This window comes from Streptomyces sp. NPDC031418 (assembly GCF_055581605.1).
Genome location: NZ_JBVIJC010000008.1, coordinates 300,086 through 324,535, shown reverse-complemented (window position 1 = coordinate 324,535; position 24,450 = coordinate 300,086). Strand labels below are relative to the sequence as shown.

Annotated in this window: 24 protein-coding genes; 13 read left to right on the top strand and 11 right to left on the bottom strand. The window is 70.7% G+C overall.

Going from position 1 to position 24,450, the window contains the following annotated elements:
- Positions 1 to 155 precede the first annotated feature (155 nt).
- Positions 156 to 425, top strand: a complete 270-nt coding sequence (locus ACZ5CZ_RS14265) for a DUF397 domain-containing protein (protein WP_385842149.1) — start codon at positions 156 to 158, stop codon at positions 423 to 425.
- A 92-nt stretch (positions 426 to 517) separates the two neighbouring features.
- Here ACZ5CZ_RS14265 and ACZ5CZ_RS14260 read toward each other — a convergent pair whose 3' ends face one another.
- Complete coding sequence (locus ACZ5CZ_RS14260; protein WP_385842148.1) at positions 518 to 988, bottom strand: ATP-binding protein; 471 nt, start codon at positions 986 to 988, stop codon at positions 518 to 520.
- A gap of 366 nt (positions 989 to 1,354) precedes the next feature.
- Here ACZ5CZ_RS14260 and ACZ5CZ_RS14255 point away from each other — a divergent pair, with 366 nt between their 5' ends.
- From ACZ5CZ_RS14255 to ACZ5CZ_RS14240, 4 genes are all read left to right on the top strand, one after another.
- A complete protein-coding gene (locus tag ACZ5CZ_RS14255) occupies positions 1,355 to 2,179 on the top strand; it encodes a helix-turn-helix domain-containing protein (protein WP_385842218.1) in 825 nt (274 codons plus the stop codon).
- Positions 2,180 to 2,248: 69 nt separating this feature from the next.
- Entirely contained in the window at positions 2,249 to 3,709 is a 1,461-nt protein-coding gene (locus tag ACZ5CZ_RS14250) for an aldehyde dehydrogenase family protein (RefSeq protein ID WP_385842146.1), read from the top strand.
- Between the two features lie 85 nt (positions 3,710 to 3,794).
- Entirely contained in the window at positions 3,795 to 4,346 is a 552-nt protein-coding gene (locus ACZ5CZ_RS14245; RefSeq protein WP_385842145.1) for a DinB family protein, read from the top strand.
- Between the two features lie 9 nt (positions 4,347 to 4,355).
- Positions 4,356 to 4,997 (top strand): PadR family transcriptional regulator, encoded by a 642-nt coding sequence (locus tag ACZ5CZ_RS14240; RefSeq protein ID WP_468942581.1) that lies wholly within the window; start codon positions 4,356 to 4,358, stop codon positions 4,995 to 4,997.
- A gap of 68 nt (positions 4,998 to 5,065) precedes the next feature.
- Here ACZ5CZ_RS14240 and ACZ5CZ_RS14235 read toward each other — a convergent pair whose 3' ends face one another.
- A complete protein-coding gene (locus ACZ5CZ_RS14235; protein WP_468942578.1) occupies positions 5,066 to 6,472 on the bottom strand; it encodes a glutamate decarboxylase in 1,407 nt (468 codons plus the stop codon).
- Positions 6,473 to 6,644: 172 nt separating this feature from the next.
- On the opposite strand from ACZ5CZ_RS14235, the gene ACZ5CZ_RS14230 reads away from it, so the two are divergent.
- On the top strand, positions 6,645 to 7,406 hold the full coding sequence (locus ACZ5CZ_RS14230) for a MerR family transcriptional regulator (RefSeq protein ID WP_468942575.1): 762 nt from the start codon (positions 6,645 to 6,647) through the stop codon (positions 7,404 to 7,406).
- Between the two features lie 55 nt (positions 7,407 to 7,461).
- On the opposite strand, the gene ACZ5CZ_RS14225 is transcribed toward ACZ5CZ_RS14230, so the two are convergent.
- Positions 7,462 to 7,827: a YbjQ family protein gene (locus tag ACZ5CZ_RS14225; protein ID WP_385842139.1), complete on the bottom strand. Its 366-nt coding sequence runs from the start codon at positions 7,825 to 7,827 to the stop codon at positions 7,462 to 7,464.
- 142 nt (positions 7,828 to 7,969) lie between these two features.
- Here ACZ5CZ_RS14225 and ACZ5CZ_RS14220 point away from each other — a divergent pair, with 142 nt between their 5' ends.
- Positions 7,970 to 9,019 carry a DedA family protein gene (locus ACZ5CZ_RS14220; RefSeq protein WP_468942571.1) on the top strand — a complete coding sequence of 350 codons (1,050 nt, stop codon included), beginning with the start codon at positions 7,970 to 7,972 and terminating at the stop codon, positions 9,017 to 9,019.
- 21 nt (positions 9,020 to 9,040) lie between these two features.
- Here ACZ5CZ_RS14220 and ACZ5CZ_RS14215 read toward each other — a convergent pair whose 3' ends face one another.
- Both ACZ5CZ_RS14215 and ACZ5CZ_RS14210 read right to left on the bottom strand, forming a co-directional pair.
- Positions 9,041 to 10,696 carry a threonine/serine exporter family protein gene (locus ACZ5CZ_RS14215; RefSeq protein WP_385842136.1) on the bottom strand — a complete coding sequence of 552 codons (1,656 nt, stop codon included), beginning with the start codon at positions 10,694 to 10,696 and terminating at the stop codon, positions 9,041 to 9,043.
- 109 nt (positions 10,697 to 10,805) lie between these two features.
- Positions 10,806 to 11,297, bottom strand: a complete 492-nt coding sequence (locus ACZ5CZ_RS14210) for an inorganic diphosphatase (protein WP_385842217.1) — start codon at positions 11,295 to 11,297, stop codon at positions 10,806 to 10,808.
- Positions 11,298 to 11,421: 124 nt separating this feature from the next.
- Between ACZ5CZ_RS14210 and dacB the strand changes: the two genes are divergently transcribed.
- From dacB to folE, 6 genes are all read left to right on the top strand, one after another.
- Positions 11,422 to 12,975 carry a D-alanyl-D-alanine carboxypeptidase/D-alanyl-D-alanine endopeptidase gene (gene dacB, locus ACZ5CZ_RS14205; RefSeq protein ID WP_468942653.1) on the top strand — a complete coding sequence of 518 codons (1,554 nt, stop codon included), beginning with the start codon at positions 11,422 to 11,424 and terminating at the stop codon, positions 12,973 to 12,975.
- A 149-nt stretch (positions 12,976 to 13,124) separates the two neighbouring features.
- On the top strand, positions 13,125 to 14,225 hold the full coding sequence (locus ACZ5CZ_RS14200) for a zinc-dependent metalloprotease (protein ID WP_385842215.1): 1,101 nt from the start codon (positions 13,125 to 13,127) through the stop codon (positions 14,223 to 14,225).
- A 190-nt stretch (positions 14,226 to 14,415) separates the two neighbouring features.
- The gene (tilS, locus tag ACZ5CZ_RS14195) at positions 14,416 to 15,474 is read left to right on the top strand and encodes a tRNA lysidine(34) synthetase TilS (protein ID WP_385842135.1); all 1,059 of its coding nucleotides are present in this window, start codon (positions 14,416 to 14,418) and stop codon (positions 15,472 to 15,474) included.
- Between the two features lie 116 nt (positions 15,475 to 15,590).
- The gene (gene hpt, locus ACZ5CZ_RS14190; RefSeq protein ID WP_031165039.1) at positions 15,591 to 16,151 is read left to right on the top strand and encodes a hypoxanthine phosphoribosyltransferase; all 561 of its coding nucleotides are present in this window, start codon (positions 15,591 to 15,593) and stop codon (positions 16,149 to 16,151) included.
- A gap of 241 nt (positions 16,152 to 16,392) precedes the next feature.
- Positions 16,393 to 18,432, top strand: a complete 2,040-nt coding sequence (ftsH, locus tag ACZ5CZ_RS14185; RefSeq protein ID WP_385842214.1) for an ATP-dependent zinc metalloprotease FtsH — start codon at positions 16,393 to 16,395, stop codon at positions 18,430 to 18,432.
- 132 nt (positions 18,433 to 18,564) lie between these two features.
- Positions 18,565 to 19,170, top strand: a complete 606-nt coding sequence (gene folE / locus ACZ5CZ_RS14180) for a GTP cyclohydrolase I FolE (RefSeq protein WP_385842134.1) — start codon at positions 18,565 to 18,567, stop codon at positions 19,168 to 19,170.
- 23 nt (positions 19,171 to 19,193) lie between these two features.
- On the opposite strand, the gene ACZ5CZ_RS14175 is transcribed toward folE, so the two are convergent.
- The 6 genes from ACZ5CZ_RS14175 to ACZ5CZ_RS14150 form a co-directional block, all read right to left on the bottom strand.
- Positions 19,194 to 19,682 (bottom strand): DUF3180 domain-containing protein, encoded by a 489-nt coding sequence (locus ACZ5CZ_RS14175; RefSeq protein WP_468942565.1) that lies wholly within the window; start codon positions 19,680 to 19,682, stop codon positions 19,194 to 19,196.
- 71 nt (positions 19,683 to 19,753) lie between these two features.
- On the bottom strand, positions 19,754 to 20,365 hold the full coding sequence (gene folK / locus ACZ5CZ_RS14170) for a 2-amino-4-hydroxy-6-hydroxymethyldihydropteridine diphosphokinase (RefSeq protein WP_468942562.1): 612 nt from the start codon (positions 20,363 to 20,365) through the stop codon (positions 19,754 to 19,756).
- Entirely contained in the window at positions 20,362 to 20,721 is a 360-nt protein-coding gene (gene folB, locus ACZ5CZ_RS14165; protein ID WP_184975317.1) for a dihydroneopterin aldolase, read from the bottom strand. The genes folK and folB overlap by 4 nt, the downstream gene beginning before the upstream one ends.
- A 249-nt stretch (positions 20,722 to 20,970) precedes the next feature.
- On the bottom strand, positions 20,971 to 21,504 hold the full coding sequence (locus ACZ5CZ_RS14160; RefSeq protein ID WP_385842130.1) for a nuclear transport factor 2 family protein: 534 nt from the start codon (positions 21,502 to 21,504) through the stop codon (positions 20,971 to 20,973).
- Complete coding sequence (gene folP / locus ACZ5CZ_RS14155) at positions 21,501 to 22,415, bottom strand: dihydropteroate synthase (RefSeq protein WP_385842129.1); 915 nt, start codon at positions 22,413 to 22,415, stop codon at positions 21,501 to 21,503. The genes ACZ5CZ_RS14160 and folP overlap by 4 nt, the downstream gene beginning before the upstream one ends.
- Positions 22,416 to 22,471: 56 nt before the next feature.
- Positions 22,472 to 24,286: a phosphatidylglycerol lysyltransferase domain-containing protein gene (locus ACZ5CZ_RS14150; protein WP_385842128.1), complete on the bottom strand. Its 1,815-nt coding sequence runs from the start codon at positions 24,284 to 24,286 to the stop codon at positions 22,472 to 22,474.
- Positions 24,287 to 24,450 lie beyond the last annotated feature (164 nt).

Below are 24,450 nucleotides of genomic sequence, written 5' to 3'. Positions count from 1 at the left end.
TTTCGGTAAAGCGGACGTCAAAGCTGTAACCGGAGGAACACCCCGCGTGCACGTGCATCTGCTCATGCGGCTGCACGTGAACACAGCTATGATCCGGAACAGTTGACTACAGCATCTATGGCCACACCAGCCAGTGCACCAGCGGGGAGCGACCTGTGGACCGCGACGTTGACGGCGTGTACGGGGGGTACGACGTGTACAACGGCATGGCTGCCACGCAGCTGGACGGAGTGGCCTGGCAGAAGAGCAGGCACAGCAACTCACAGGGATCCTGTGTGGAGTTCGCGCGACTGCCCGGCGGCGATGTCGCCGTACGCAACTCGCGCTTCCCGGACGGACCGGCGCTCGTCTACACGCGGGCGGAGATCGAGGCCATGCTTCTCGGTGTCAAGGACGGGGAGTTCGACCACCTGGTCGGGTCGTAGCGTCCTGAAGGTCCGTGGGGCGCCGGTGTTCTCGGGTGGCAACGATGTCGGAACGGCCGCCCGGGCTGTCGGCGGCGGTGCGGCGCGTGCTCTCAGGCCGCCGTGTCCAGCCGGAACATCGCCCAGACGACCTTGCCGTCGAGCGTGCCGGCGAGCGGGTGCCAGCCCCAGCTGTCGGCGAAGGAGTCGACCAGGAACAGGCCCCGGCCCGACTCGGCCGAGAAGTCGTCCGAGTCGCCCGGCACCGGCGTCTCATGGCTCGGGTCGCGCACCGCGCACACCAGCCGCTCCGCCCAGCGCATCAGGTGCAGCCGTACCGAGGACTGCTGCTCGGTACCCGCCGCGTCGGGCAGCGCATGGCGCAGGGCGTTGGTGACGAGTTCGGAGACGACCAGGCATATGTCGTCGAAGCGGTCGCCGACGTCCCACTGGTCGAGCGTGCCGCGGGTGAAGTGCCGCGCCTCGCGCACCGCTTCGTAGCGGGCGGGGAGGGAACAGGAGGCGGCATCGGACACGGCCGCGGGATCCAGCGGCGGAAGGCCCTGCCGTAACGGCTTGAGCATGGTCGATCCATTCGTCCCCATGCGAGGCACTCCCGGTAATTCGCGGTCGTAGCGATGCGGCGGTGGTGCGGGACCATGGTTTCGGATGCGAAGAGCAGATGCAAGGGCAGATGCACGTGCACGTGACCGAAATGAGTTTGCCCGTACCGCTTCTTGGCCATTTTTTCCGCCATGTTGACGGCCTGTTCCGCCAGAGGTCACGACCTCTGCCCCGTCATGACCGAGCGGAAACGGCCGACCTCTTTCCGTTTCCGTAACCGTGCGAGTACTGCTCGGAGTGTTTTAGTGGCAGACTGCGGGCCCTGAGGACGGTTGGGGAGGCTGGCGAAGGTGAGCGCGGGAGAGCCCGGATCGGTGGTGCGGCGGATGCTGCTCGGCTCGCAACTCAGGCGGCTGCGGGAAGCGCGCGGGATCACGCGGGAGGCGGCGGGGTACTCGATCCGCGCCTCCGAGTCGAAGATCAGCCGGATGGAACTGGGCCGGGTGAGCTTCAAGACCAGAGACGTCGAAGACCTGCTGACGCTCTACGGCATCACCGAAGAGGCCGAGCGCGAGTCCCTTCTGTCCCTCGCCCGGGAGGCCAACGTGGCGGGCTGGTGGCACAGTTACACGGACGTCCTGCCGAGCTGGTTCCCCACCTATGTGGGCCTGGAGGGCGCGGCCTCGCTGATCCGGGTGTACGAGGTGCAGTTCGTGCACGGCCTGCTCCAGACCGAGGAGTACGCCCGCGCGGTCGTCCGGCGCGGCATGAAGGGCGCGAGCGCCGACGACATCGAACGGCGGGTCGCGCTGCGCCTGGAGCGGCAGAAGCACCTGCTCGGCGCCAACGCCCCCGAGCTGCACATCGTCCTGGACGAGGCCGCCCTGCGCCGGCCGTACGGCGACCGCGAGGTGATGCGCGGCCAGCTCCAGCACCTGATCGGCATCTCCGAGCGGCCCAACGTGCGGCTCCAGGTCATGCCGTTCAGCTTCGGCGGGCACTCCGGCGAGAGCGGCGCGTTCACCATCCTCAGCTTCCCCGAGTCCGACCTGTCCGACGTGGTCTACATGGAGCAGCTGACCAGCGCCCTCTACCTCGACAAGCGCGAGGACGTCACCCAGTACGAGCAGGCGCTGAAGGAGCTCCAGCAGGACAGCCCGGGCCCCGACGAGAGCCGGGATCTTCTCCGGGGACTGCTCCAACTCTCTTGATACATAAGTACGATGACGTGTGATCAGGCCCGGCGCAGCCCTGGTGTCCGCTAGCGATTGAGGGATCACATGTCGTCCTACTTCACCGACCTGGCCCAGCAGTACATCGACGGCGAGTGGCGCCCGGGTACCGGCTCCTGGGACGTGATCGACTTCAATCCGTACGACGGCGAGAAGCTCGCCTCGATCACCGTGGCCACCGTCGACGAGGTGGACCAGGCCTACCGGGCGGCCGCCCGCGCCCAGCAGCAGTGGGCCTCCACCAACCCCTACGCCCGCCGCGCGGTCTTCGAGCGGGCGCTCAGGCTGATCGAGGACCGCGAGCAGGAGATAGCCGACCTGATCATCGCGGAACTGGGCGGCACACGCGTGAAGGCCGGGTTCGAGCTGCACCTCGCCAAGGAGTTCCTGCGCGAGTCGATCCACCTCGCGCTGCGCCCCGAGGGCAAGATCCTGCCCTCGCCGGAGGACGGCAAGGAGAACCGCGTCTACCGGGTGCCGGTCGGTGTCGTGGGCGTGATCAGCCCGTTCAACTTCCCGTTCCTGCTGTCGCTGAAGTCCGTCGCCCCGGCGCTCGCGCTCGGCAACGGCGTGGTCCTCAAGCCGCACCAGAACACCCCGATCGCGGGCGGCACCCTGATCGCCAGGATCTTCGAGGAGGCCGGGCTGCCCGGCGGCCTGCTCAACGTCGTCGTCACCGACATCGCCGAGATCGGCGACGCGTTCATCGAGCACCCCATCCCGAAGGTCATCTCCTTCACCGGCTCCGACAAGGTCGGCCGGCACGTCGCCACGGTGTGCGCCGCGAACTTCAAGCGCTCGGTCCTCGAACTGGGCGGCAACAGCGCGCTGGTGGTGCTGGACGACGCCGACATCGACTACGCGGTGGACGCGGCGGTCTTCAGCCGGTTCGTCCACCAGGGCCAGGTCTGCATGGCCGCCAACCGGGTCCTGGTGGACGCGTCCGTCGCCGAGGAGTTCACCGAGAAGTTCGTCGCCAAGGTCCGCACCCTCAAGGTCGGCGACCCGCGCGACCCGGAGACCGTCATCGGCCCGGTGATCAACAGCACCCAGGCCAACGCCGTCTCGGGCGCGGTCGAGCAGGCGCTCGCCGAGGGCGCCACGGCCCTGGTGCGCGGCCGCACCGACAACAACCTGGTCGAGCCGACCGTGCTCACCGACGTCCCCGCCGGCTCCTCCCTGCTCCAGCAGGAGATCTTCGGCCCGGTCGTCTTCCTCGTCCCCTTCGACGGCGAGGAGGAGGCGGTCCGGATCGTCAACGACACCCCGTACGGCCTCAGCGGTGCCGTACACACGGGGGACATCGAGCGGGGTGTCGCCTTCGCCCAGCGGATCGAGACCGGCATGTTCCATGTGAACGACGGCACGGTCCACGACGAACCGCTCGTCCCCTTCGGCGGCGAGAAGCACTCCGGCATCGGCCGGCTGAACGGCGAGACGACGCTGGAGGCCTTCACCACCCTCAAGTGGATCTCCGTGCAGCACGGCCGCAGCCGGTTCCCGTTCTGATCCCGCACAGCGGACAGGATCTGACCTAAAGGGCCCGTAGCGTCGTTCGTGTCAGGCGGAAGAACCCCATGAAGGGCGGCAGGCCATGGTCATGCACGTACCGGCGGAGGCGAAGGGCGACGAGCGGGGGGCGCTGCTGGCGTTCCTGGAGGAGCAGCGGGGCGGGATCCGCCGTTCCCTGCTCGGGCTCACCGAGGAGCAGGCCCGCACCCGTCCCAGCGCCAGCGAACTGTCCCTCGGCGGCCTGCTCAAGCATGTCGCCGAGGTCGAGCAGAGCTGGATCGCCCGGGCCCGGCAGGAACCCCCGGCGGTCCACCGCGACCAGTCGAACTGGCACGAGTGCTTCCAGCTGGGCGACGACGAGACGGTCGCCGGGCAGCTGGCGTACTGGGAGCAGGTCGCCGCCGAGACCGAGAAGCTCATCCGCTCGGCGCCGAGCCTGGACGACACCTTCCCGCTGCCGCCCGACCCCTGGTTCCCGCCGGAGGGCCGGGTCTCCCTGCGCTGGCTGTGTCTGCACCTCATCCGCGAGACCGCCCGGCACGCCGGCCACGCCGACATCATCCGGGAGTCCCTCGACGGCAAGACCGCCTTCGAGCTGGTGGCCGAGGCACAGGCCCAGGCCGGGCGGCCATAACCTGGGGGCATGTCAGCGATCCGTCTGCTCGTGCTCGGCGCGGTCCGCGGGCACGGGCGGGCCCACGGCTACCAGGTCCGCAACGACCTGGAGTACTGGGGCGCGCACGAGTGGTCCAACGCCAAGCCGGGCTCGATCTACCACGCGCTGAAGCAGATGGCCAAGCAGGGGCTGCTGCACGCGCACGAGACCGCGCCGTCCACGGCGGGCGGGCCGCCGCGCACGGAGTACGAGATCACCGAGCGGGGCACCGAGGAGTACTTCACCCTCCTCAGACAGGCGCTGGTGACCCACGACCGCGGCATCGACCTCCTCTCCACCGCGCTCGGCTTCATGGTCGACCTGGACCGCGCGGAGGTCCTGGACCTGCTCCGCGAACGCCTGCGCCGCCTCGCCGAGTGGCGGGCCTCCGTCACCGGGCACTACCTGCCCGCCGACGGCCCGGAGCAACTGGGCCACATCGGCGAGATCATGAACATGTGGCTCCACACGGCCGACGGCGAGGCCGCCTGGACCCAGGGCCTGATCGAGCGCGTCGAAGGCGGCGCCTACACCTTCGCCGGTGAGGGCGAGCCGTTCGTCGGCGTCCTCACCGAGGGCCAGGAGAACCCGTACGCGACGGGGGAGCGGCACCCGGACGACGACCGCTGACGCACAGGGTGCGCGGATGCCGGGAGACGGGTCCGGCCGCGGCCTCGGGCTTTTCTTCCGGAGAGGCCCTAGTGGTGGAAGCCGGTGGCCGCCGATCTGTCCCGGGTCAGGGGATGCTGCTGCCGGCGCAGCTCCGGCAGCAGCCTGGTCAGGTCCGCCACGAACAGCTCGGCCAGGTCGTGCGAGAAGCCGTTGCGGCACACGATCCGCAGCACCGACAGGTCCTCCCGGTTCGCCGGGAAGGTGTACGCGGGCACCAGCCAGCCGCTCTCGCGCAGCCGCCGGGAGACATCGAAGACGTCGTACGCCGAGACGCCGCCGTCCGTGGTGAACGCGAACACCGGCAGCTCGTCCCCGCGCGTCAGCAGCCGGAAGTCGCCGAGTGCCTCGATCCGGTCCGCGAGCGAGCGCGCCACGTCCCGGGTGGACTGCTGCACCGCGCGGTAGCCCTCGCGGCCCAGCCGCAGGAACGTGTAGTACTGCGCCACCACCTGCGCGCCGGGCCGGGAGAAGTTCAGCGCGAAGGTCGGCATGTCGCCGCCCAGGTAGTTGACCCGGAAGACCAGCTCCTCGGGCAGCGCCTCCGAGTCCCGCCACAGCGCCCAGCCGACGCCCGGGTACACCAGCCCGTACTTGTGCCCGGAGGTGTTGATGGAGGCCACGCGGGGGAGGCGGAAGTCCCACACCAGGTCCTCGTCCAGGAACGGCGCCACCATGCCGCCCGACGCCCCGTCCACGTGCACCGGGATGTCCAGGCCGGTCCGCTCCTGAAGCGCGTCCAGGGCCGCGCACAGCTCGGCGATCGGCTCGTAGGAGCCGTCGAAGGTGGAGCCGAGGATGCCGACGACCCCGATGGTGTTCTCGTCGCACAGCTCGGCCGCCGCCTGCGGGTCCAGATGGAAGCGGTCGCCCTCCATCGGCACCTGCCGGGCCTCCACCTCCCAGAAGTTGCAGAACTTGTCCCAGCACACCTGCACATTGACGCCCATGACCAGGTTCGGGCGGGCGCCCGGATACCGGTCGGCGTTCTTCCTGGCCCAGCGCCGCTTGAGCGCCATCCCGGCGAGCATGCAGGCCTCGCTCGACCCGGTGGTCGAACAGCCCACCGCGGCCGCCGGGTCCGGTGCGTTCCACAGCTCGGCGAGCATCGCCACGCAGCGCCGCTCCAGTTCGGCGGTGCGCGGGTACTCGTCCTTGTCGATCATGTTCTTGTCGCGGCACTCCGCCATCAGCACCCCGGCCTGCGGCTCCATCCAGGTGGTGACGAAGGTGGCCAGGTTCAGCCGGGAGTTGCCGTCCAGCATCAGTTCGTCGTGGACCAGCTGGTACGCCGTGGTCGGGGTCAGCGGAGCGTCCGGGAGCCGGTGCGTGGGCGGGGCTTCGATCATGCCGCCGACCGGGTCGGCCTCCCCGAAGAACGGGTTGACCGACATCGTTCGCTGCTGGTGCTTCTCGGGACCTTTGTGCAGGGCCATCAGCGCCTCCTCTCGGCCACCATAGGCGGACGGCGCGAACCCGGACATCCGGAATGACCCGGACCGGGGCCCGGTGACGACCCCGGACCGAGGATCAGGGACGCCCCGGACTTGCACCTCACGCGGCGTGAGGCCGCAGGGTGGAGCGCGTACCGACGACAAGGAGCGGAAAGTGAGCTACTCCGTGGGACAGGTCGCGGGGTTCGCCGGGATCACGGTGCGCACCCTGCACCACTACGACGAGATCGGGCTGCTCGCCCCGGGCGAGCGCACCCACGCCGGCCACCGGCGCTACACCGACGCCGACCTCGACCGGCTCCAGCAGATCCTGTTCTACCGCGAGCTGGGCTTTCCGCTCGACGAGGTCGCGGTCCTGCTCGACGACCCGGACGCGGACCCGCGGGAGCACCTGCGCCGCCAGTACGACGTGCTGACCGCCCGGATCGAGAAGCTCCGGAAGATGACCGAGGCCGTGGAACACGCCATGGAGGCACGCAAGATGGGCATCAACCTCACCCCCGAGGAGCGGTTCGAGGTCTTCGGGGACAAGGACCCCGAGCAGTACGCCGAGGAGGCCGAGGCTCGCTGGGGCGGCACCGAGGCGTACGCCGAGTCGCAGCGCCGGGCCGCCCGCTACACCAAGGAGGACTGGAAACGCGTCCAGGCGGAGATGGACGACTGGCAGGAGCGGTACACCGCGCTGGTGGCCGCCGACGAGCAGCCCGGTGGCGGGGCGGCCATGGACCTCGCTGAGGAACACCGGCAGCACATCACCCGGTGGTACTTCGAGGTCCCGTACGAGATGCACCGCTGCCTCGGCGAGATGTACGTCACCGACGAGCGCTTCAAGGCGTACTACGACGCCATGCGCCCCGGCCTGGCCGAGCACCTGCGCGACGCGATCCTCGCCAACGCCGACCGGCACACCGCCTGACCGGTCCGGGCCCGGGCACGGACGGGATCACACCCGGGGCTTCACTCCGGGTCCTTCACTCCCGGGCCACGACCACCGCGGTGCCGTAGGCGCACACCTCGGTGCCCGTGTCCGCGGCCTCCGTCACGTCGAACCGGAAGGCGAGCACCGCGTTGGCCCCACGCGCGCGTGCCTGCTCCACCAGGCGCTCCATGGCCTGGTTGCGGGTCTGCACGAGCGTCTTGGTGAGCCCCCTCAGCTCGCCGCCGATCATCGACTTCAGTCCGGCGCCGATCTGGCTGCCCAGGTGCCGGGAGCGGACGGTGAGTCCGAAGACCTCACCGATCACCTTCTGCACCCGGAATCCGGGCATGTCGTTCGTCGTCACGACCAGTACGTCCGGCTGGGGCTCCTGCCCGCCGCCGTAGTCCTCGAGTCCCATGACTCACAGGTTCGGCCCAGTCGTCCCACAGTGCATCCTGGAGACACCGGTGGAACCCGGGGCGGTCACCTCACGTTGATAGCTTTAGCGGCTGTACCTGGACGCCGCAGCCGCCTTTCATCCCCTTCAGGAGCCCGGACCCGTGATGACACTCGCCCTCGGCCCCGCGTGGCTCACGCCGGACTATCTGATCTCGACATTCGGCCTGGTCGGCATCCTGGTGATCGTCTTCGCCGAGTCGGGCCTGTTCGCCTTCCTGCCCGGCGACTCCCTGCTGTTCACGGCGGGTCTGCTGGTCGCCGACGGCAAGTGGATCCACCAGCCCCTGTGGCTGGTGTGCACCCTGATCGTGGCGGCGGCGGTCCTCGGCGACCAGGTCGGCTTCCTGATCGGCAAGTTCTTCGGGCCCAAGTTGTTCAAGCGGCCCAAGTCCAAGATCTTCAAGCAGGAGAACCTGGAGAAGGCGCACGAGTTCGTCGAGAAGCACGGCCCCAAGGCCATCGTCCTGGCCCGGTTCGTGCCGATCGTGCGCACCTTCGCCCCGATCATCGCCGGCGCCGGCCGCATGAAGTACCGCACGTTCTTCACGTACAACGTGATCGGCGGCGCCATGTGGGGCACCGGCGTCACGGTCGCGGGCTACTTCCTGGGCCAGATCGACTTCATCAAGAACAACGTCGAGGGCATCCTCGTCCTGATCGTCCTGATCTCGGTCATCCCGGTGATCTTCGAGGTCATGCGCGCCCGCAAGGAACAGCGCAACGCCCCGGCCGAACCCGAGTCCGCCCAGCAGCCGCCCGCCCCGCAGTACCAGCAGGCCCCGGCCATGGACGCCGCCACCACCCAGCTCCGCCGCATCGAGCCGGAGCAGTCCTACGAGCAGCCGTACGGCTACCAGTACGAGCAGCAGCAGTCGCCCCAGCAGTCGCAGCCGCAGCAGCAGGACTGGGACCGGCAGTACTACGACCAGCAGCAGTACCCGCAGCATCCGCAGCAGCAGTACGGCCAGAACCAGCACGGTCAGGATCAGTACGGGCAGCAGCAGTACGGCCAGCAGCAGTACGAGCAGAACCAGTACCAGCAGAACCAGTACCAGCCGAATCCCTACGAGCAGGATCAGTACGAGCAGGGCCAGTACGAGCAGGGCCAGTACGAGCAGGGCCAGCAGCCCTACGGCTACCGCCAGCAGTAGGCGCCGGGCGCCCGACCGCGCCTAGAAGCCGCGCGTGCGCTTGGCGGCCCGCCGCTTGCCGGCGGAGCCGACCCGCAGGAACAGCCGGAACACCTCCGAGCCCAGGTTCACGCCGATCGCGATGGCCATCGCCAGGGACGCCGCGTTGGCCAGCGACACCAACCCCTTGTCCACCTGGTTCTGGGCCATGTTCAGCAGCCCGAAATAGGTGGCCGAGCCGGGCAGCAGCGGACCGATCGCCGCCGTCGTGAACGGCAGCGCCGAGGCGAACCGGTACCGCGACAGCAGCTGCCCGAACAGCCCCACCAGACCGGCCGCCACCGCCGTCGACGCCACCGGTGAGATGTCGGCGACATAGTGCATCGCGCCGTACACCGACCAGGCGACCCCACCGTTCAGGGTCACCCACAGCACGGTGGATCGTTCCTGCTGGAGCAGCACCGCGAACGTCAGCGACAGCACCATCGAGGCCGCGATCTGGATCAGCGGCCGCTGGGTGGGGTTCAGCGCCGCGTCCGGGTTGAGCTGGCCGCCGAGCTTCACGCCGAAGTACAGGACGATCAGTACCCCGGTGACGATGCCCACGAAGAAGTACAGGACTTCCAGCAGGCGGGCGGAGGCGGTGATGTAAAAGCCCGTCAGGCCGTCCTGGACGCCCGCCACCAGCGCCCGCCCGGGCAGCAGCGCGAACAGCCCACCGGTGACCACGGCGGACGCCTTCACGTCCACGCTCGCCACCGCGAACGCCACCCCGATCGCGGCGGGCGGCATCGCGGCCACCGTGAACTGGTAGAACTCCGGCAGCCCGCGCCCGGCGCACAGCCAGGCCAGCCGGTCGCCGAGCATCGCGCCGACCGCCGCCGCGACGAACACCAGCAGGTCACCGCCGACCAGCACCGAGGCGGCACCGGCCAGCAGCCCGCTCGCCAGGGTCAGCGCCCAGCCCGGGTAGGGGTGCCGGTTGCGGCGGATCTCCGCCAGGCGCCCGTACGCCTCCTCCAGGGAGACATGGGTCTCCGCGTCGGTCAGGTCGTCCACCAGCCGGAACACGGCGGCCAGACGCGTGTAGTCGGTGCCCCGCCGCCGTACCGTGCGGGACGCCGTCACCGGGTCCTCCACCAGGGACGGCTGGTGCGAGATCGACAGCAGCGTGAAGGTGACGTTGGGCTCGCAGCGGTCCAGGCCGTAGGAGCGGCACACCGCGAACATCGCGGCCTCCACGTCCTCCGCGCCCTCGCCGCCCGCCAGCAGCAGCTCCCCGATACGCAGCGTCAGGTCGAGCACGCGCGGGACCGCCGGGCCGCCCTCCTCCTCCCGCTGCACCGGCTCCGGCGCCGGCCGCTCGGCCACCGGCATGCGCAGCATGGTGCGCATCCGGTCCTGCCAGGGGGCGTCCTTGACCAGGCTGACCAGCGGCACCCCGGCGGCCGGGGTGAAGGCGGCCGGCGCGTTCCTGCTGCTGTAGGTGCTCGGCAGGGTGAACGCCGACCCCTCCGGCTCGGCCCCCGGCGGCTGCGGCGGCTCCAGACCCTTCGGCACGGCGAACTCGGAGGTCGTCTCCGGCTCCGTGACCGCCTTGGGGACGTCCAGGCCCTTGGGGAGGGCGAACTCGGACGTGATCTCCGGGTCGTACCGCGCCTCGTCGGACCGGGGTTTGCGGTCCTCCGCCTCCGTCACCTCGCACCGCTCCCTGAACGACACATTCCGCCTGCCCCAGTATGCGCACGGACAAGCGAACGGGCCGCACGCGTGCGCGTACGGCCCGTCTCCTTACGCGAGCGGGGGCTCAGTGGCCGCCCTGCTCCTTGAAGCGCTTGTACGACCGCTCGATCTCCACCTCGGCGTCCGCGCGGCCCACCCAGTTGGCACCCTCGACCGACTTGCCGGGCTCCAGGTCCTTGTAGACCTCGAAGAAGTGCTGGATCTCCAGGCGGTCGAACTCCGACACGTGGTGGATGTCCCGCAGGTGCTCCACGCGCGGGTCGGTGGACGGCACGCACAGCAGCTTGTCGTCGCCGCCGGCCTCGTCCGTCATCCGGAACATGCCGATGGCGCGGCAGCGGATGAGGCAGCCCGGGAAGGTCGGCTCGTCCAGGATGACCAGCGCGTCCAGCGGGTCACCGTCCTCGCCGAGGGTGTTCTCGACGAACCCGTAGTCGGTCGGGTATGCGGTCGAGGTGAAGAGGCGACGGTCCAGGCGGATCCGACCGGTCTCGTGGTCCACCTCGTACTTGTTGCGCGAACCCTTCGGGATCTCGATCGTGACGTCGAACTCCACCGGTGGCTCCTCCATGATCAGCACATCGTTCTGGTGGTTAAGTGTCCCTCACGCAGGTGTGTGATCGCGAAAGGGGCTGGTGGTCGTGCCAGAGCTGAGGCCGTGGCGGGCCGCGAGACCGCAGATGGCGCGGGTCGCGAACGCCGTACGACCACGTCTGGTACGCGCCGTCACGGCCACGAAACCGCGGCTCGCGCGGTTGACGCGGTCGGTACGGCCGCTGCTCGCCGGCCTCCCCCGGACACGCACCCTCAGGACCTGGCAGTACACCGCGGGCGCCGCCACCGCCGGCCTGGCACTGGCCGCCGGTGTGGTGACCGCAGCGGGCCCCTGGGAGGCCAACGGTCAGCGTACGGCCGAGCGGGACCGGGCGGTCGCCCTGGAGCGGGCAGGTGGCGCAGATCACGGCGCCGGTACGGCCGTGGGCGCGCCCCGGCCCGCCCCGAGCGCCCCACCCGTCCTGGTGGCCCTGGACGGCCCCACGAGCGCCGTGGACACCCGGGAGGCCCCTCCGGGCGGTAAGGCCCTCCCGGACGTCCTGAGGCCCCTTCTGGGCGTCTCCGCGCTCGGCGACAGCCACGCGGCCGCCGTCCTCGACATGACGACCGGCAAGCTGCTCTACGGCAGCGACCCCGGCAAGGCCCTCACCCCCGCCTCCACCACCAAGATCGCCACCGCCGTCGCCGCTCTGTCCGCCCTCGGCCCCGACCACCGCTTCACCACGCGCGCGGCCCTCGAACCCGACACCGGGGAACTCGTCCTGGTCGGCGGCGGCGACCCCACCCTCACCGCGCACCGCAACGCCGACGGCTGGGCCAGCCTGCGGACCCTGGCGGCGGACACCGCCACGGCCCTGCACAAGCGCGGCATCCGCAAGGTCACGCTGTCCTACGACACCACCCTCTACAGCGGCCCGGCCCTGCACCCCATCGGCGTCAACGACAACCTCGCTCCCGTCACCGCCCTCGCCGCCGACGAGGGCCGCACCGACGACTCCACCAGCGGCCCGGCGGCCCGCGTCGCCGACCCGGCCGCGGACGCGACCTCCCGGTTCGCCGGCTTCCTCAAGGACGCCGGCATCGCGACCACCCCGCCCGGCCCCTCCAAGGCCAGCACGCGCGCGGAGACCCTCGCCGCGGTCGCCTCGCCCCCGCTGTCCGCCGTGGTCGAGCGCATGCTCACCAACAGCGACAACGACATCGCCGAGGCGCTGGCCCGCCAGACGGCCCTCACCAGCGGGCAGCCCGGCAGCTTCACCGGCGGCGCGAAGGCGATCGCCGCCCGGCTGACCAAGCTGGGCCTGCCCATGGCCGGCGCGTCCTTCCACGACGGCAGCGGCCTCGACCGCGCCGACCGGCTGACCCCCGAGCTGCTCACCGGCCTGCTGGCCACGGCCGGCGACCCCGACCGCCCCGGCCTGCGCCCCGTCCTCACCGGCCTGCCCGTGGCCGCCTTCACCGGCACCCTCGCCGACCGCTACACCGAGGGCGCGGCCGGTCTCGTACACGCCAAGACCGGCACTCTGACCGGCGTGAACACCCTGGCCGGCACGGTCGTGGACGCCGACGGCCGGCTCCTGGCCTTCGCCTTCATGGCCTCGGGCACGACCGACCCCCAGGCGGCCCAGGCCGCCCTGGACCGAACGGCGACGGCGCTGGCCGCGTGCGGCTGCCGGTAGCCCCCCGGGATGGAGGGCGGGCGCGTCCGCCAACTCCGCCTGCGCGGTCCGATGTCGCCGACGTCGCCGACGTCACGGCCTGCCCCCGACGGCGGGCCTCCCGTACGGTTGACACCATGACTGGCTTCGGTGGCACCGCATCTCCCGGGATGGTCGACTGGAACCTCGCGGTCGCGACCGCGACACGGCTCGTACGACCGGGCCCCGACGTCAGCCGCGACGAGGCCAGGGCCGTCGTCGCGGAACTGCGCCGGCACGCGAAGGCCTCGGAGGAACACGTCCGGGGCTTCACCCGTCTGGGCACGGAGGAGACCCACGACACCCCGGTCCTCGTCGTCGACCGCCCCGGCTGGGTCCGGGCCAATGTGGCCGGCTTCCGGGAGATCCTCCGGCCGCTGCTGGAGAAGATGCAGGAACGCCGCTCCGGCAGCCCGGGCAGCGCCGTCCTCGGCACCGTCGGCGGCAAGGTCACCGGCGTCGAGCTGGGCATGCTGCTGTCGTTCCTGTCCTCCCGGGTCCTCGGCCAGTACGAGACCTTCGCCCCCGCCACCCGCGACCTCCCGGCCGGCGAGAACGGCGGCGGCCGGCTCCTGCTCGTCGCGCCCAACATCGTCCACGTGGAGCGCGAACTCGACGTCGAGCCGCACGACTTCCGGCTGTGGGTGTGTCTGCACGAGGAGACCCACCGCACGCAGTTCACGGCTGTGCCCTGGCTGCGCGACCATCTCGAGGGCGAAATCCAGTCGTTCTTGGCGGAGACCGACGTCGACCCGATGACCTTCCTGGAGCGCATCCGGGAGGCCGCGCAGTCCCTCGCCGGCGGCCGCCCCGAGGCCGAGGAGGACGACGGCGGCCGTTCCTTCGTCGAGCTGGTGCAGACCCCCGCCCAGCGGGAGATCCTCAGCCGCCTCACGGCCGTGATGTCCCTGCTCGAAGGCCATGCCGACTACGTCATGGACGGCGTCGGACCCAGCGTCGTACCGACCGTCGCGGAGATCCGCGAGAAGTTCCAGCAGCGCCGCGCGAAGGGCGCCTCCCGGCTCGACATGGCCCTGCGCAAGCTGCTGGGTCTGGATGCCAAACTGAGGCAGTACCGGGACGGCGAACGCTTCGTCCGGGCCGTCGTGGACCAGGTCGGCGTCGACGGCTTCAACCGCGTGTGGACCTCGCCCAACACCCTTCCCACCAAGGCGGAGATCGCCAAACCGGCGGACTGGGTCGCGCGGGTGCACCGCAAGGCCGAGTCGTGAACCTCCGTGAGCGGGGTGACACGAATCCGGCCGACGGCAGGCGAACGCCCCTTCAATCACCCGTCCGAGGGACCGTGGGGCTTGCGTAGGCGTGCGATGCTCAGGGAACGCCCCGGTTCTGTCACCATCTACACACTCTGAGTGACGGCCTCGGGCTCACCCCCCGAAAAAACCATGAAGGGAACCGGACATGGGTCCCCATCCTGCGGTCGCGGCGATACGCCTGGCGGTTCGCCGCGTGCTCCACGACATCCTGAACGACCACCAGACCTCCGGCGCGCTTCCCCGCCCGCACGCCCCCGGCGCACACCCGGACCGGACGGCCGAGCGGCCCCCCTCCCCGCTCGTCCTCGTCGCGTGCTCCGGCGGCGCCGACTCCATGGCCCTCGCCTCCGCCCTCGCCTTCGAGGCCCCCCGGCTCGGCATCCGCGCGGGTGGCGTCACCGTCGACCACGGCCTCCAGCCGGGCTCCGACCTGCGGGCCGACGAGGTCGCCCTGCGACTGCGCGGCCTCGGCCTCGACCCCGTCGAGTCCGTCGCCGTCACCGTGGGCCGCGCAGGCGGACCCGAAGCCGCCGCCCGGGACGCCCGCTACGCCGCCCTCGACACGATCGCCGAACGCCACGGCGCCGCCGCCGTCCTGCTCGGCCACACCCGCGACGACCAGGCCGAAACCGTCCTGCTGGGGCTCGCCCGCGGCTCCGGCATCCGCTCCCTGTCCGGGATGGCCGCGGTCTCGGGGGCCGGCGGCCGTTACCGGCGCCCCTTCCTGGAACTGGACCGGCAGACCGCCCGCAAGGCCTGCATGGTCCAGTCCCTGCCGGTCTGGGACGACCCGCACAACGCCGACCCCGCCTACACCCGGTCCCGGTTGCGCCACGAAGGCCTGCCCGCCCTGGAGAAGGCCCTCGGCAAGGGCGTCGTCGAGGCGCTCGCCCGCACCGCCCAGCTCTCCCGCGACGACGCCGACGCCCTCGACGCCTGGGCCAGCCAGGCCGAGTCCGCCGTACGCGACGCCACCGGCCTGCTGGAGTGCGCCAAGCTCTACGCCCTGCCGCCCGCCGTACGCCGCCGCATCCTGCGCCGGGCCGCCATCGAGGCCGGTGCCCCGGCCGGGTCGCTGTTCGCCCGCCACATCGAGGAGGTCGACCGGCTGATCACCGGTTGGCGCGGCCAGGGGGCCATCAATCTCCCGGGCAAAGTCGTGGCTCAGCGACAGGGTGGCAGACTGGTGATTCGGCAAGGCTGAATCCCGACCCCGCGGAGCGATCCTCCGGCGGCCGGTCCGGGGCAGCCGGGCGGCCGCACACGCGGCCGGAGCCAGAGGCCGTGCGTACGGCCGTAAGTGCGGGACGACCGAAAGTGATGCGGGTGGACGCGAAAGACATGGGTGCCGACCTCCAGCAGGTACTCATCACCAAGGAAGAGATCGACGCCAAGCTGGCCGAGCTGGCCGCGAAGATCGACGCGGAGTACGCGGGCAAGGACCTGCTGATCGTCGGCGTCCTCAAGGGCGCGGTGATGGTCATGGCCGACCTCGCCCGGGCGCTGTCCACCCCCGTCACCATGGACTGGATGGCCGTGTCCTCGTACGGCGCGGGCACCCAGTCCTCCGGTGTGGTGCGCATCCTCAAGGACCTCGACACCGACATCAAGGGCAAGCACGTCCTGATCGTCGAGGACATCATCGACTCCGGCCTGACCCTGTCCTGGCTGATCAACAACCTCGGCTCGCGCGAGCCCGCCTCTCTGAAGGTGTGCACGCTGCTGCGCAAGCCCGACGCCGCCAAGGTCGCCATCGACGTCGAGTGGGTCGGCTTCGACATCCCGAACGAGTTCGTCGTCGGCTATGGCCTCGACTACGCGGAGAAGTACCGCAACCTGCCGTTCGTGGGGACGCTCGCGCCCCACGTCTACGGCGGCTGAAGCCCGTCCGGGGCACGGGAGGGACTGGTTCGGCCGCTCGCTGAGCCAGTCGGCCCAAACCCGGTAGGACGATCGGGAACCCCGGCGGGTTCCGTCCCGTTGAAGCATGCAGGGACGGGAACTCCAGGCCGTTCGAAACGCTTTCGTGCAGCTTCGGACCGCCACGCTGGGGTACCGTCAGAAGAACTGTCTTATCAAACTCACTATGGCAGGAGGGACGGGGCGGCACCGCTCCGTATGGATGGACGTGAAGCGATACTTCCGTGGGCCGGTCATGTGGATCGTGCTGGCCGTCCTTGCCGTGGTCGTGTTGATGCAGGTCGTCGGCGGGACCGGCGGCTACAAGACGGTGGACACCGGCCAGGTCGTGGCGGCGATCAGCGACAACAAGGTCCAGTCGGCCAAGATCACCACTGGTGACGAGCAGAACATCAAGGTGACGCTCAAGGACGGCGTCAAGGTCGACGGCAGCTCGAAGATCCAGGCGAGCTACATCGGCGACCAGGGCGTGACCATCGCCGGCATGCTCCAGGACAAGTACCAGCACAAGCAGGTCCCGGACGGGTACACCGTCTCGCCGACCAAGCAGAACCAGTTCGTCAGCGTCCTGCTCTCCCTGCTGCCGTTCGTCCTGATCGTCGTCGTCTTCCTGTTCCTGATGAACCAGATGCAGGGCGGCGGCTCCCGGGTGATGAACTTCGGGAAGTCCAAGGCCAAGCTCATCACCAAGGACACCCCGAAGACGACCTTCTCCGACGTCGCCGGCTGCGACGAGGCCGTCGAGGAGCTCCACGAGATCAAGGAGTTCCTCCAGGAGCCGGCCAAGTTCCAGGCCGTCGGCGCCAAGATCCCCAAGGGCGTGCTGCTCTACGGCCGCCCGGGTACCGGCAAGACCCTGCTCGCCCGCGCGGTCGCCGGCGAGGCGGGCGTCCCCTTCTACTCGATCTCCGGTTCCGACTTCGTCGAGATGTTCGTCGGTGTCGGTGCCTCCCGAGTGCGCGACCTGTTCGAGCAGGCCAAGGCGAACGCCCCGGCGATCGTCTTCGTCGACGAGATCGACGCGGTCGGCCGCCACCGCGGCGCCGGCCTCGGCGGTGGTCACGACGAGCGCGAGCAGACGCTGAACCAGCTGCTGGTCGAGATGGACGGCTTCGACGTCAAGGGCGGCGTCATCCTGATCGCCGCCACCAACCGGCCCGACATCCTCGACCCGGCGCTGCTGCGTCCCGGCCGCTTCGACCGGCAGATCGCGGTCGACCCGCCGGACCTCCAGGGCCGTCTGGAGATCCTCAAGGTCCACCAGAAGGGCAAGCCGGTCGCGCCCGACGTCGACCTGGCGGCCGTCGCCCGTCGCACCCCCGGTATGACCGGTGCCGACCTGGCGAACGTCCTCAACGAGGCGGCTCTGCTGACCGCCCGCAGCGACCAGAAGCTGATCGACAACAAGGCGCTGGACGAGGCGATCGACCGCGTGGTGGCCGGCCCGCAGAAGCGGACCCGGATCATGTCGGACAAGGAGAAGAAGATCACCGCGTACCACGAGGGCGGTCACGCCCTGGTCGCGGCGGCCTCGCCGAACTCCGACCCGGTCCACAAGATCACGATCCTGTCCCGGGGCCGCGCCCTCGGCTACACGATGGTCCTGCCGGACGAGGACAAGTACTCCACCACGCGCAACGAGATGCTCGACCAGCTGGGCTACATGCTGGGCGGCCGCGCGGCGGAGGAGCTGGTCTTCCACGACCCGACCACCGGTGCCGCGAACGACATCGAGAAGGCCACCAACCTGGCCCGCGCGATGGTCACGCAGTACGGCATGACCGAGCGGCTCGGCGCGATCAAGTTCGGCGGCGACAACAGCGAGCCGTTCCTGGGCCGTGAGATGGCGCACCAGCGCGACTACTCGGAAGAGGTCGCCGCCCTGGTGGACGAAGAGGTCAAGAAGCTCATCGAGAACGCGCACAACGAGGCCTGGGAGATCCTGGTCGAGAACCGCGACGTGCTCGACAACCTGGTCCTGGCCCTCCTGGAGAAGGAGACGCTGGGCAAGGAGGAGATCGCCGAGATCTTCGCCCCCGTCGTCAAGCGCCCGCCGCGGCCCGCGTGGACCGGCTCCTCGCGCCGTACCCCGTCCACCCGCCCGCCGGTGCTCTCCCCCAAGGAGCTGGCACTGACCAACGGTGCGAACGGCTCGACGGCCTCGATCAGCACGGTCAAGTCCACCGCCACGGAGTCCGCTCCGCTGACGGACCAGACCCCGGAGGACCGCCCCGAAAGCTGACGGCTTTCGGCCAAACCGGCCTGGAATGACTGCCGCGCCCATCAGGTTCTAGCCTGGTGGGCGCGGCGTCGTATGTCCGCAGACGCACGCATGGCCGCCGCCATGCGCGACAGCACAGGAGCGAGGAACCAGATGACCGACCCAGTGACGCTGGACGGTGAGGGCCCCATCGGCGAGTTCGACGAGAAGCGCGCCGAGAACGCCGTACGGGAGTTGCTGATCGCGGTCGGCGAGGATCCGGACCGGGAGGGCCTCAGGGAGACGCCGGCGCGGGTGGCGCGGGCGTACAAGGAGATCTTCGCGGGGCTGTGGCAGAAGCCCGAGGACGTGCTGACGACCACGTTCGACCTGGGCCACGACGAGATGGTCCTGGTGAAGGACATCGAGGTGTACAGCACCTGTGAGCACCATCTGGTGCCCTTCCGGGGAGTGGCCCACGTCGGGTACATCCCGTCCGGCACCGGAAAGATCACCGGCCTGTCCAAGCTGGCCCGGCTGGTGGACGTCTATGCCCGCCGGCCGCAGGTGCAGGAACGACTCACCACCCAGATCGCCGACTCCCTGATGGAGATCCTGGAGCCGCGCGGGGTCATCGTGGTCGTCGAGTGCGAGCACATGTGCATGTCCATGCGCGGCATCCGCAAGCCGGGCGCCAAGACCATAACCTCGGCGGTGCGCGGTCAGCTGAGGGACGCGGCGACGCGGAACGAGGCCATGAGCCTCATCATGGCGCGCTGAACCTCCCCGAAGGGACCGGCGGCTCAGGCCGCCGGTTCGGCGCCGGGGCGGTCCTGGTCCTCGTCCTCCGGGAGCTTGCAGACGCGCTCCAGGAAGAGGGCGGCCGCTATCACGCCGATGCCTGCCAGGACCGAGAAGCCGGCGTAGAAGGCCTGGTCGCGGCGGGCGGGGATGTCCAGCAGCTCCAGCAGGAAGGCCCCGATGCCGCCGTACACACCGGCGACGAGCGCGGCGACCAGGGCGCTGGACTGGCCGAAGACGACCGCGCGGGCGGCCATCAGCGGGTCGACGGCCTTGGCGCCGGGGCGGCGCTCGCGCTGGGCCTTCAGCCGACTGCGCAGCGAGAGGGCCGTCGCCAGCAGCACCACCGCGATCAGGGCGAGGACGATGGGGGCGGCCAGCGGGACACTGGGCAGGGTCCCGATCGAGTTCCAGAGGCGGGCGCCCGCCCAGGACAGGACTCCGGCCACGACGAACACGCCGACCAGCACCCTGATGCGCAGCTCTCTCACGGTGTCCCTTCAGTTCCCCCGGACCGCCCCGGACCGCGGCCTTCCCGACCTTGCCGTCTTGACCTTAACGACTATTCGGGCAGTCGGAGTTCCAGGTCCTCGCGAGGTGCCACGCCCTCGCGGGTGACGGACGTCAGCAGGGCGGCCACCGCGCCGCGGCCGGGCAGCTGGGCCTCGGGGTCCACGTCGTGCCACGGGGCGAGCACGAAGGCGCGCTCGTGGGCGCGCGGGTGGGGCAGGGTGAGGTGCGGGTCGTCGGAGGTGACATCGGCGTAGGCGACGATGTCGACGTCCAGGGTGCGCGGGCCCCAGCGCTCGTCGCGGACCCGGTTGAAGGCCTCCTCGATGGCGTGCGCCCGCTCCAGCAGCGAGGCGGGGGGCAGCGTGGTCTTCAGGGCCACGACCGCGTTGAAGTACGAGGGCTGGCTGCCGGGCGCCACGCCCCAGGGCTCCGTCTCGTACACCGGGGAGACGGCTTTCACGCGCACACCCGGGGTGTCCTCCAGCGCGTCCACGGCGCCCTGGAGGGTCTCCAGGCGGTTGCCGAGGTTGGAGCCGATGGAGATGACGGCCCACTGGGGGTTGTGCAGGGTGGTGTCGGCGGCGTCCACCGTCTCGACGACCGAGGCGGGCACCGGCTGGACGGTCGGGTCAGGGTGACCCTGGACGAAAGGTCGGGTCATACTCGGCTCCGGGTGATGGTGACGGTCACGTCGTCGAAGGGCACGGTGATCGGCGCGTCCGGCTTGTGGACGCAGACCTCGACCTCCTGGACCCCTTCGTGCTTCAGGCAGGTCTGGGCGATCCGCTCGGCGAGCGTCTCGATGAGGTTCACCGGCTCGCCCTCGACCACGGCCACGACCTCCTCGGCCACGATGCCGTAGTGCGCGGTCTTCGTCAGGTCGTCGTCGGCCGCGGCCGGCCGGGTGTCCAGGCCGAGGACGAGGTCGACGATGAAGGTCTGGCCCTCCTCGCGCTCCTTGGGGAACACACCGTGGTGCCCGCGGGCCTTGAGGCCGCGCAGCGCGACACGATCCACGCGAATCACTCCTGCAATCGTCGGGAACGGCCGGGCCGTACCGCGTGCGGGCGGTACGCCGGCCTTGGACGAATCTACCTGCGGGCGCCGACACAGCCGGGCGACGGGGGGACGGGGCCGTGTCCGACCACGAGCGTTCATCTCGTGTTTCCCCCGGGAAACCCGGCCGTGCCAGGGCTGGTAGCCGCTCCTACCCCGGGGTAGGTGATTCCAACCACTTCCCGGTCCGTCTACCCACCCGGACCGTGCTCAGGCGAGGGTGCCGTCGTCCGGGTTCACGCCGTTCACGCCGTCGCTCTCGTCCTCGTCGTCGCTCTCCGCGAGGACGGGTGAGGCGTGGTGCGACCAGAGCTTCCAGCCGGAGGGCGTGCGCCGGAACACGTTCGTGGCGACGACGAGCTGGCCGACGAGCGGGCCCAGCTCCGAGCCGTCCGCGGGGGCGGGGCCGCCGCTGAGGATGTTCTCGGTGCAGGTGACGAGCGCGGTGTCGCCGGTGACGGAGACATGCACATCGGTGAGGAAGAACTGGATGTAGTCGGTGTTGGCCATGATCAGGGCGTACGACCTGAGGACCTCGCCGCGGCCGGTGAGCACCGGCCAGCCGGGGTGTACGCAGGAGATCACGCCGGTGTCCGCCGGGTCGTGGTACTCCTCGTCCACGCCCAGGTCGGCCGGGGTGAGCCAGAGGGAGGTGACCTCCTCGAAGTCGCCGCGCTCGAGTGCCTCGTAGAAGGCGGTGTTGGCGGCCTCCACCTGTTCGACGTCGGTGTGGGGGGCGCTCACCGCTTTCCTTCCGCCCCACGCTCGTCCTTCGCGCCCGGCGCCGGTCTCGTCGTACGCGCCCCTTCCACGGCCCGTGCGACCCGTACCGCGTCGGCGGTGGCGCGTACCTCGTGCACGCGGACGGCCCAGGCGCCGGCGTGCGCCGCGAGTGCGGAGACGGCGGCCGTGGCCGCGTCGCGCTCCCGGGCGGGCGGCGGTGCTCCGTCGGGGCCGGCCAGGACACGGCCGAGGAACCGCTTGCGGGAGGCGGCGACCAGCAGGGGGTGGCCGAGGGCGCGCAGCCGGTCGAGGTGGGCGAGGAGGACGAGGTCGTGGTCGGCCTCCTTGGAGAAGCCGAGACCGGGGTCCACGACGATGCGGTCGGGGGTGACACCGCCCGCGAGAACGGCCTCCACGCGCGCGTGCAGTTCGTCCACGACCTCGGTGACGACGTCCTCGTACGCGCCGCGGACGTTGCCGCCCTGGAGGAAGCCGCGCCAGTGCATGACGACGAAGGGGGCGCCGGCGTCGGCGACCACCGGGATCATCGCGGGGTCGGCGAGGCCGCCGCTGACGTCGTTGACGAGGGCGGCACCGGCCGCGAGGGCCTGTTCGGCGACGGAGGCGCGCATGGTGTCGACGGAGACGACGACGCCTTCGGAGGCGAGGCCGCGGACGACCGGGACGACCCGCCGCAGTTCCTCGGCCTCGTCCACGCGCGTGGCGCCCGGACGGGTGGACTCGCCGCCGACGTCGACCAGGTCCGCGCCCTCGGCGGCCAGGTCGAGGCCGTGCTTGACGGCGAGGGTCGTGTCGAACCAGCGGCCGCCGTCGGAGAAGGAATCGGGGGTCACGTTCACGACACCCATGACCGCGCACCGGTCCCATGCCGGAAGGCCCGCCACTCGGCCGCGCCCGCTGAGGTTGTTCATACGTTCAGCGTAGGCCCAGGAGGCCGCCGCAACGCGCGGCGGCCCGGGGCCGTGGCTCAGGCCGCTCGGACGTCGTGTTCGGCCAGGGCGTGCGAGCAGGGGCGCGCGGCGGCCTTCCGGCGCCGGCGCAGGAAGCGCGGCAGCGGCACGGCGAAGTCGACGAAGCCCTCGGCCTGCATGGTGGCGAAGCCGATGCGGGGCAGGTCGGCGGTGGCGCGGTAGACGATGAACCGCGGTTCCCAGCGCGGCTGGAACTTGGCGTTGAACTTGTACAGCGACTCGATCTGGAACCAGCGCGAGAGGAAGACCAGCAGTCCGCGCCAGGCGCGCAGCACCGGTCCGGCGCCGATCTTCTCGCCGCGCGCGAGGGCGGAGCGGAACATGGCGAAGTTCAGCGAGACGCGGGCGATGCCGAACTTCGGGGCGGCCTGGAGGGCGGCGACGATCAGCAGCTCGTTCATGCCGGGGTCGGCGCTGCGGTCGCGGCGCATCAGGTCCAGCGAGACGCCGTCCGTGCCCCAGGGCACGAAGTGCAGGATCGCCTTGAGGTCGCCGTACTCGCCGGGCTCGTCGTCCTGCTTGTGCGCGGTGGCGATCAGGCAGTCGCCGTCGGAGGGGTCGCCGATGCGGCCGAGCGCCATGGAGAAGCCGCGTTCGGTGTCGGTGCCGCGCCAGTCCTCGGCCGCCCTGCGGACCCGCTCCAGTTCCGTCTCGCCGAGGTCACGGACACGCCGTACCCGGGTTTCGTAGCCGGCCCGCTCGATGCGCTTGACCATCTGGCGCACATTGCGCATCGCGCGTCCGGCGAGCGAGAAATCCGCTACGTCCACCACCGCCTCGTCGCCCAGCTCCAGGGCGTCCAGGCCGGTCTCGCGGGTCCACACCTCGCCGCCCGTCTCCGAGCAGCCGACCACGGCGGGGGTCCAGGAGTGGGCCTTTGCCTCGTCCATGAAGCGCTCGATGGCGCCCGGCCAGGCCTCGACGTCGCCGATCGGGTCGCCGCTGGCGAGCATCACGCCGGAGACGACGCGGTAGGTGACGGCGGCCTTGCCGCTGGGCGAGAAGACGACGGCCTTGTCGCGGCGCAGCGCGAAGTGGCCGAGGGAGTCGCGTCCGCCGTGCTTCTCCAGCAGGGCGCGGAGTTTGGCCTCGTCCTCCTCGGTCAGCCGGGCGGCCGGGTGCTCGGGGCGGAAGGCCAGGTAGATGGTGGTGACCGCGGTCAGCCAGCCGAGGGCGCCGAGGGACATGGCGACGGTCCAGGAGGTGTTGCCCTGGTAGTCGACCGGGCCCTCGAAGCCGAACAGGCCGTAGACGACGTGCGTCAGCCGATCGGCCAGGCTCGGGTCGCCGATCGTCCGGTGCGGGTGGACGCTGACGATGATGAGTCCGAGCACGAGGGAACCGGCGCTCATGAGGATGAAGTTCGCGAGGGCGCGCCACCGGCTGCGCGGGTCGGGCAGGGCCGCGAACTCGCTCCGGTGGACCAGCAGCGGCACCAGCAGTGCCAGCGCGATGAGCGCGCCGACGACCGAGTGCCGGTACGCGAACTGCGCCACCGCGCCGGCGGGGAGCAGGACCACCGCCGCGCGCCAGGCCCGGCGCTTGCGCCGTTTGAGGCCGTGCGCGAGCAGCAGCAGAAGGATGCCGGAGCTGAGCGACAGCGCCGCGGCGAAGGGGCCGAAGGAGCCGGGGAGCACCTCGGCCATGGCGTGCATACGACTGTGACGGAAACGCGGGAACACTCCGCCGGCGATGTCCAGGACGCCCACGAGAGTGGCGGCCCTGCCGACCAGAGCGGGTACGGCCTCGGGACGCGGGCCGCGCAGTATGCGCCGCGCCCGGCTTGATCGGCTCGGAACCCCGCCCGACATTTCCCCATCTATCCTGACAGACATCGCATCCCGTAGTTCTGCGAGAGACCTTGAACCCGGGCCCGAGCGGGCATCCGGCGACATTGCGCCCTCTAGGACGGTGTCTCGGGGAGAGAGGTTCACTCCCCTCCGGAAAGTCGGGTCAAAGGCCGAGGAAAGCCCCG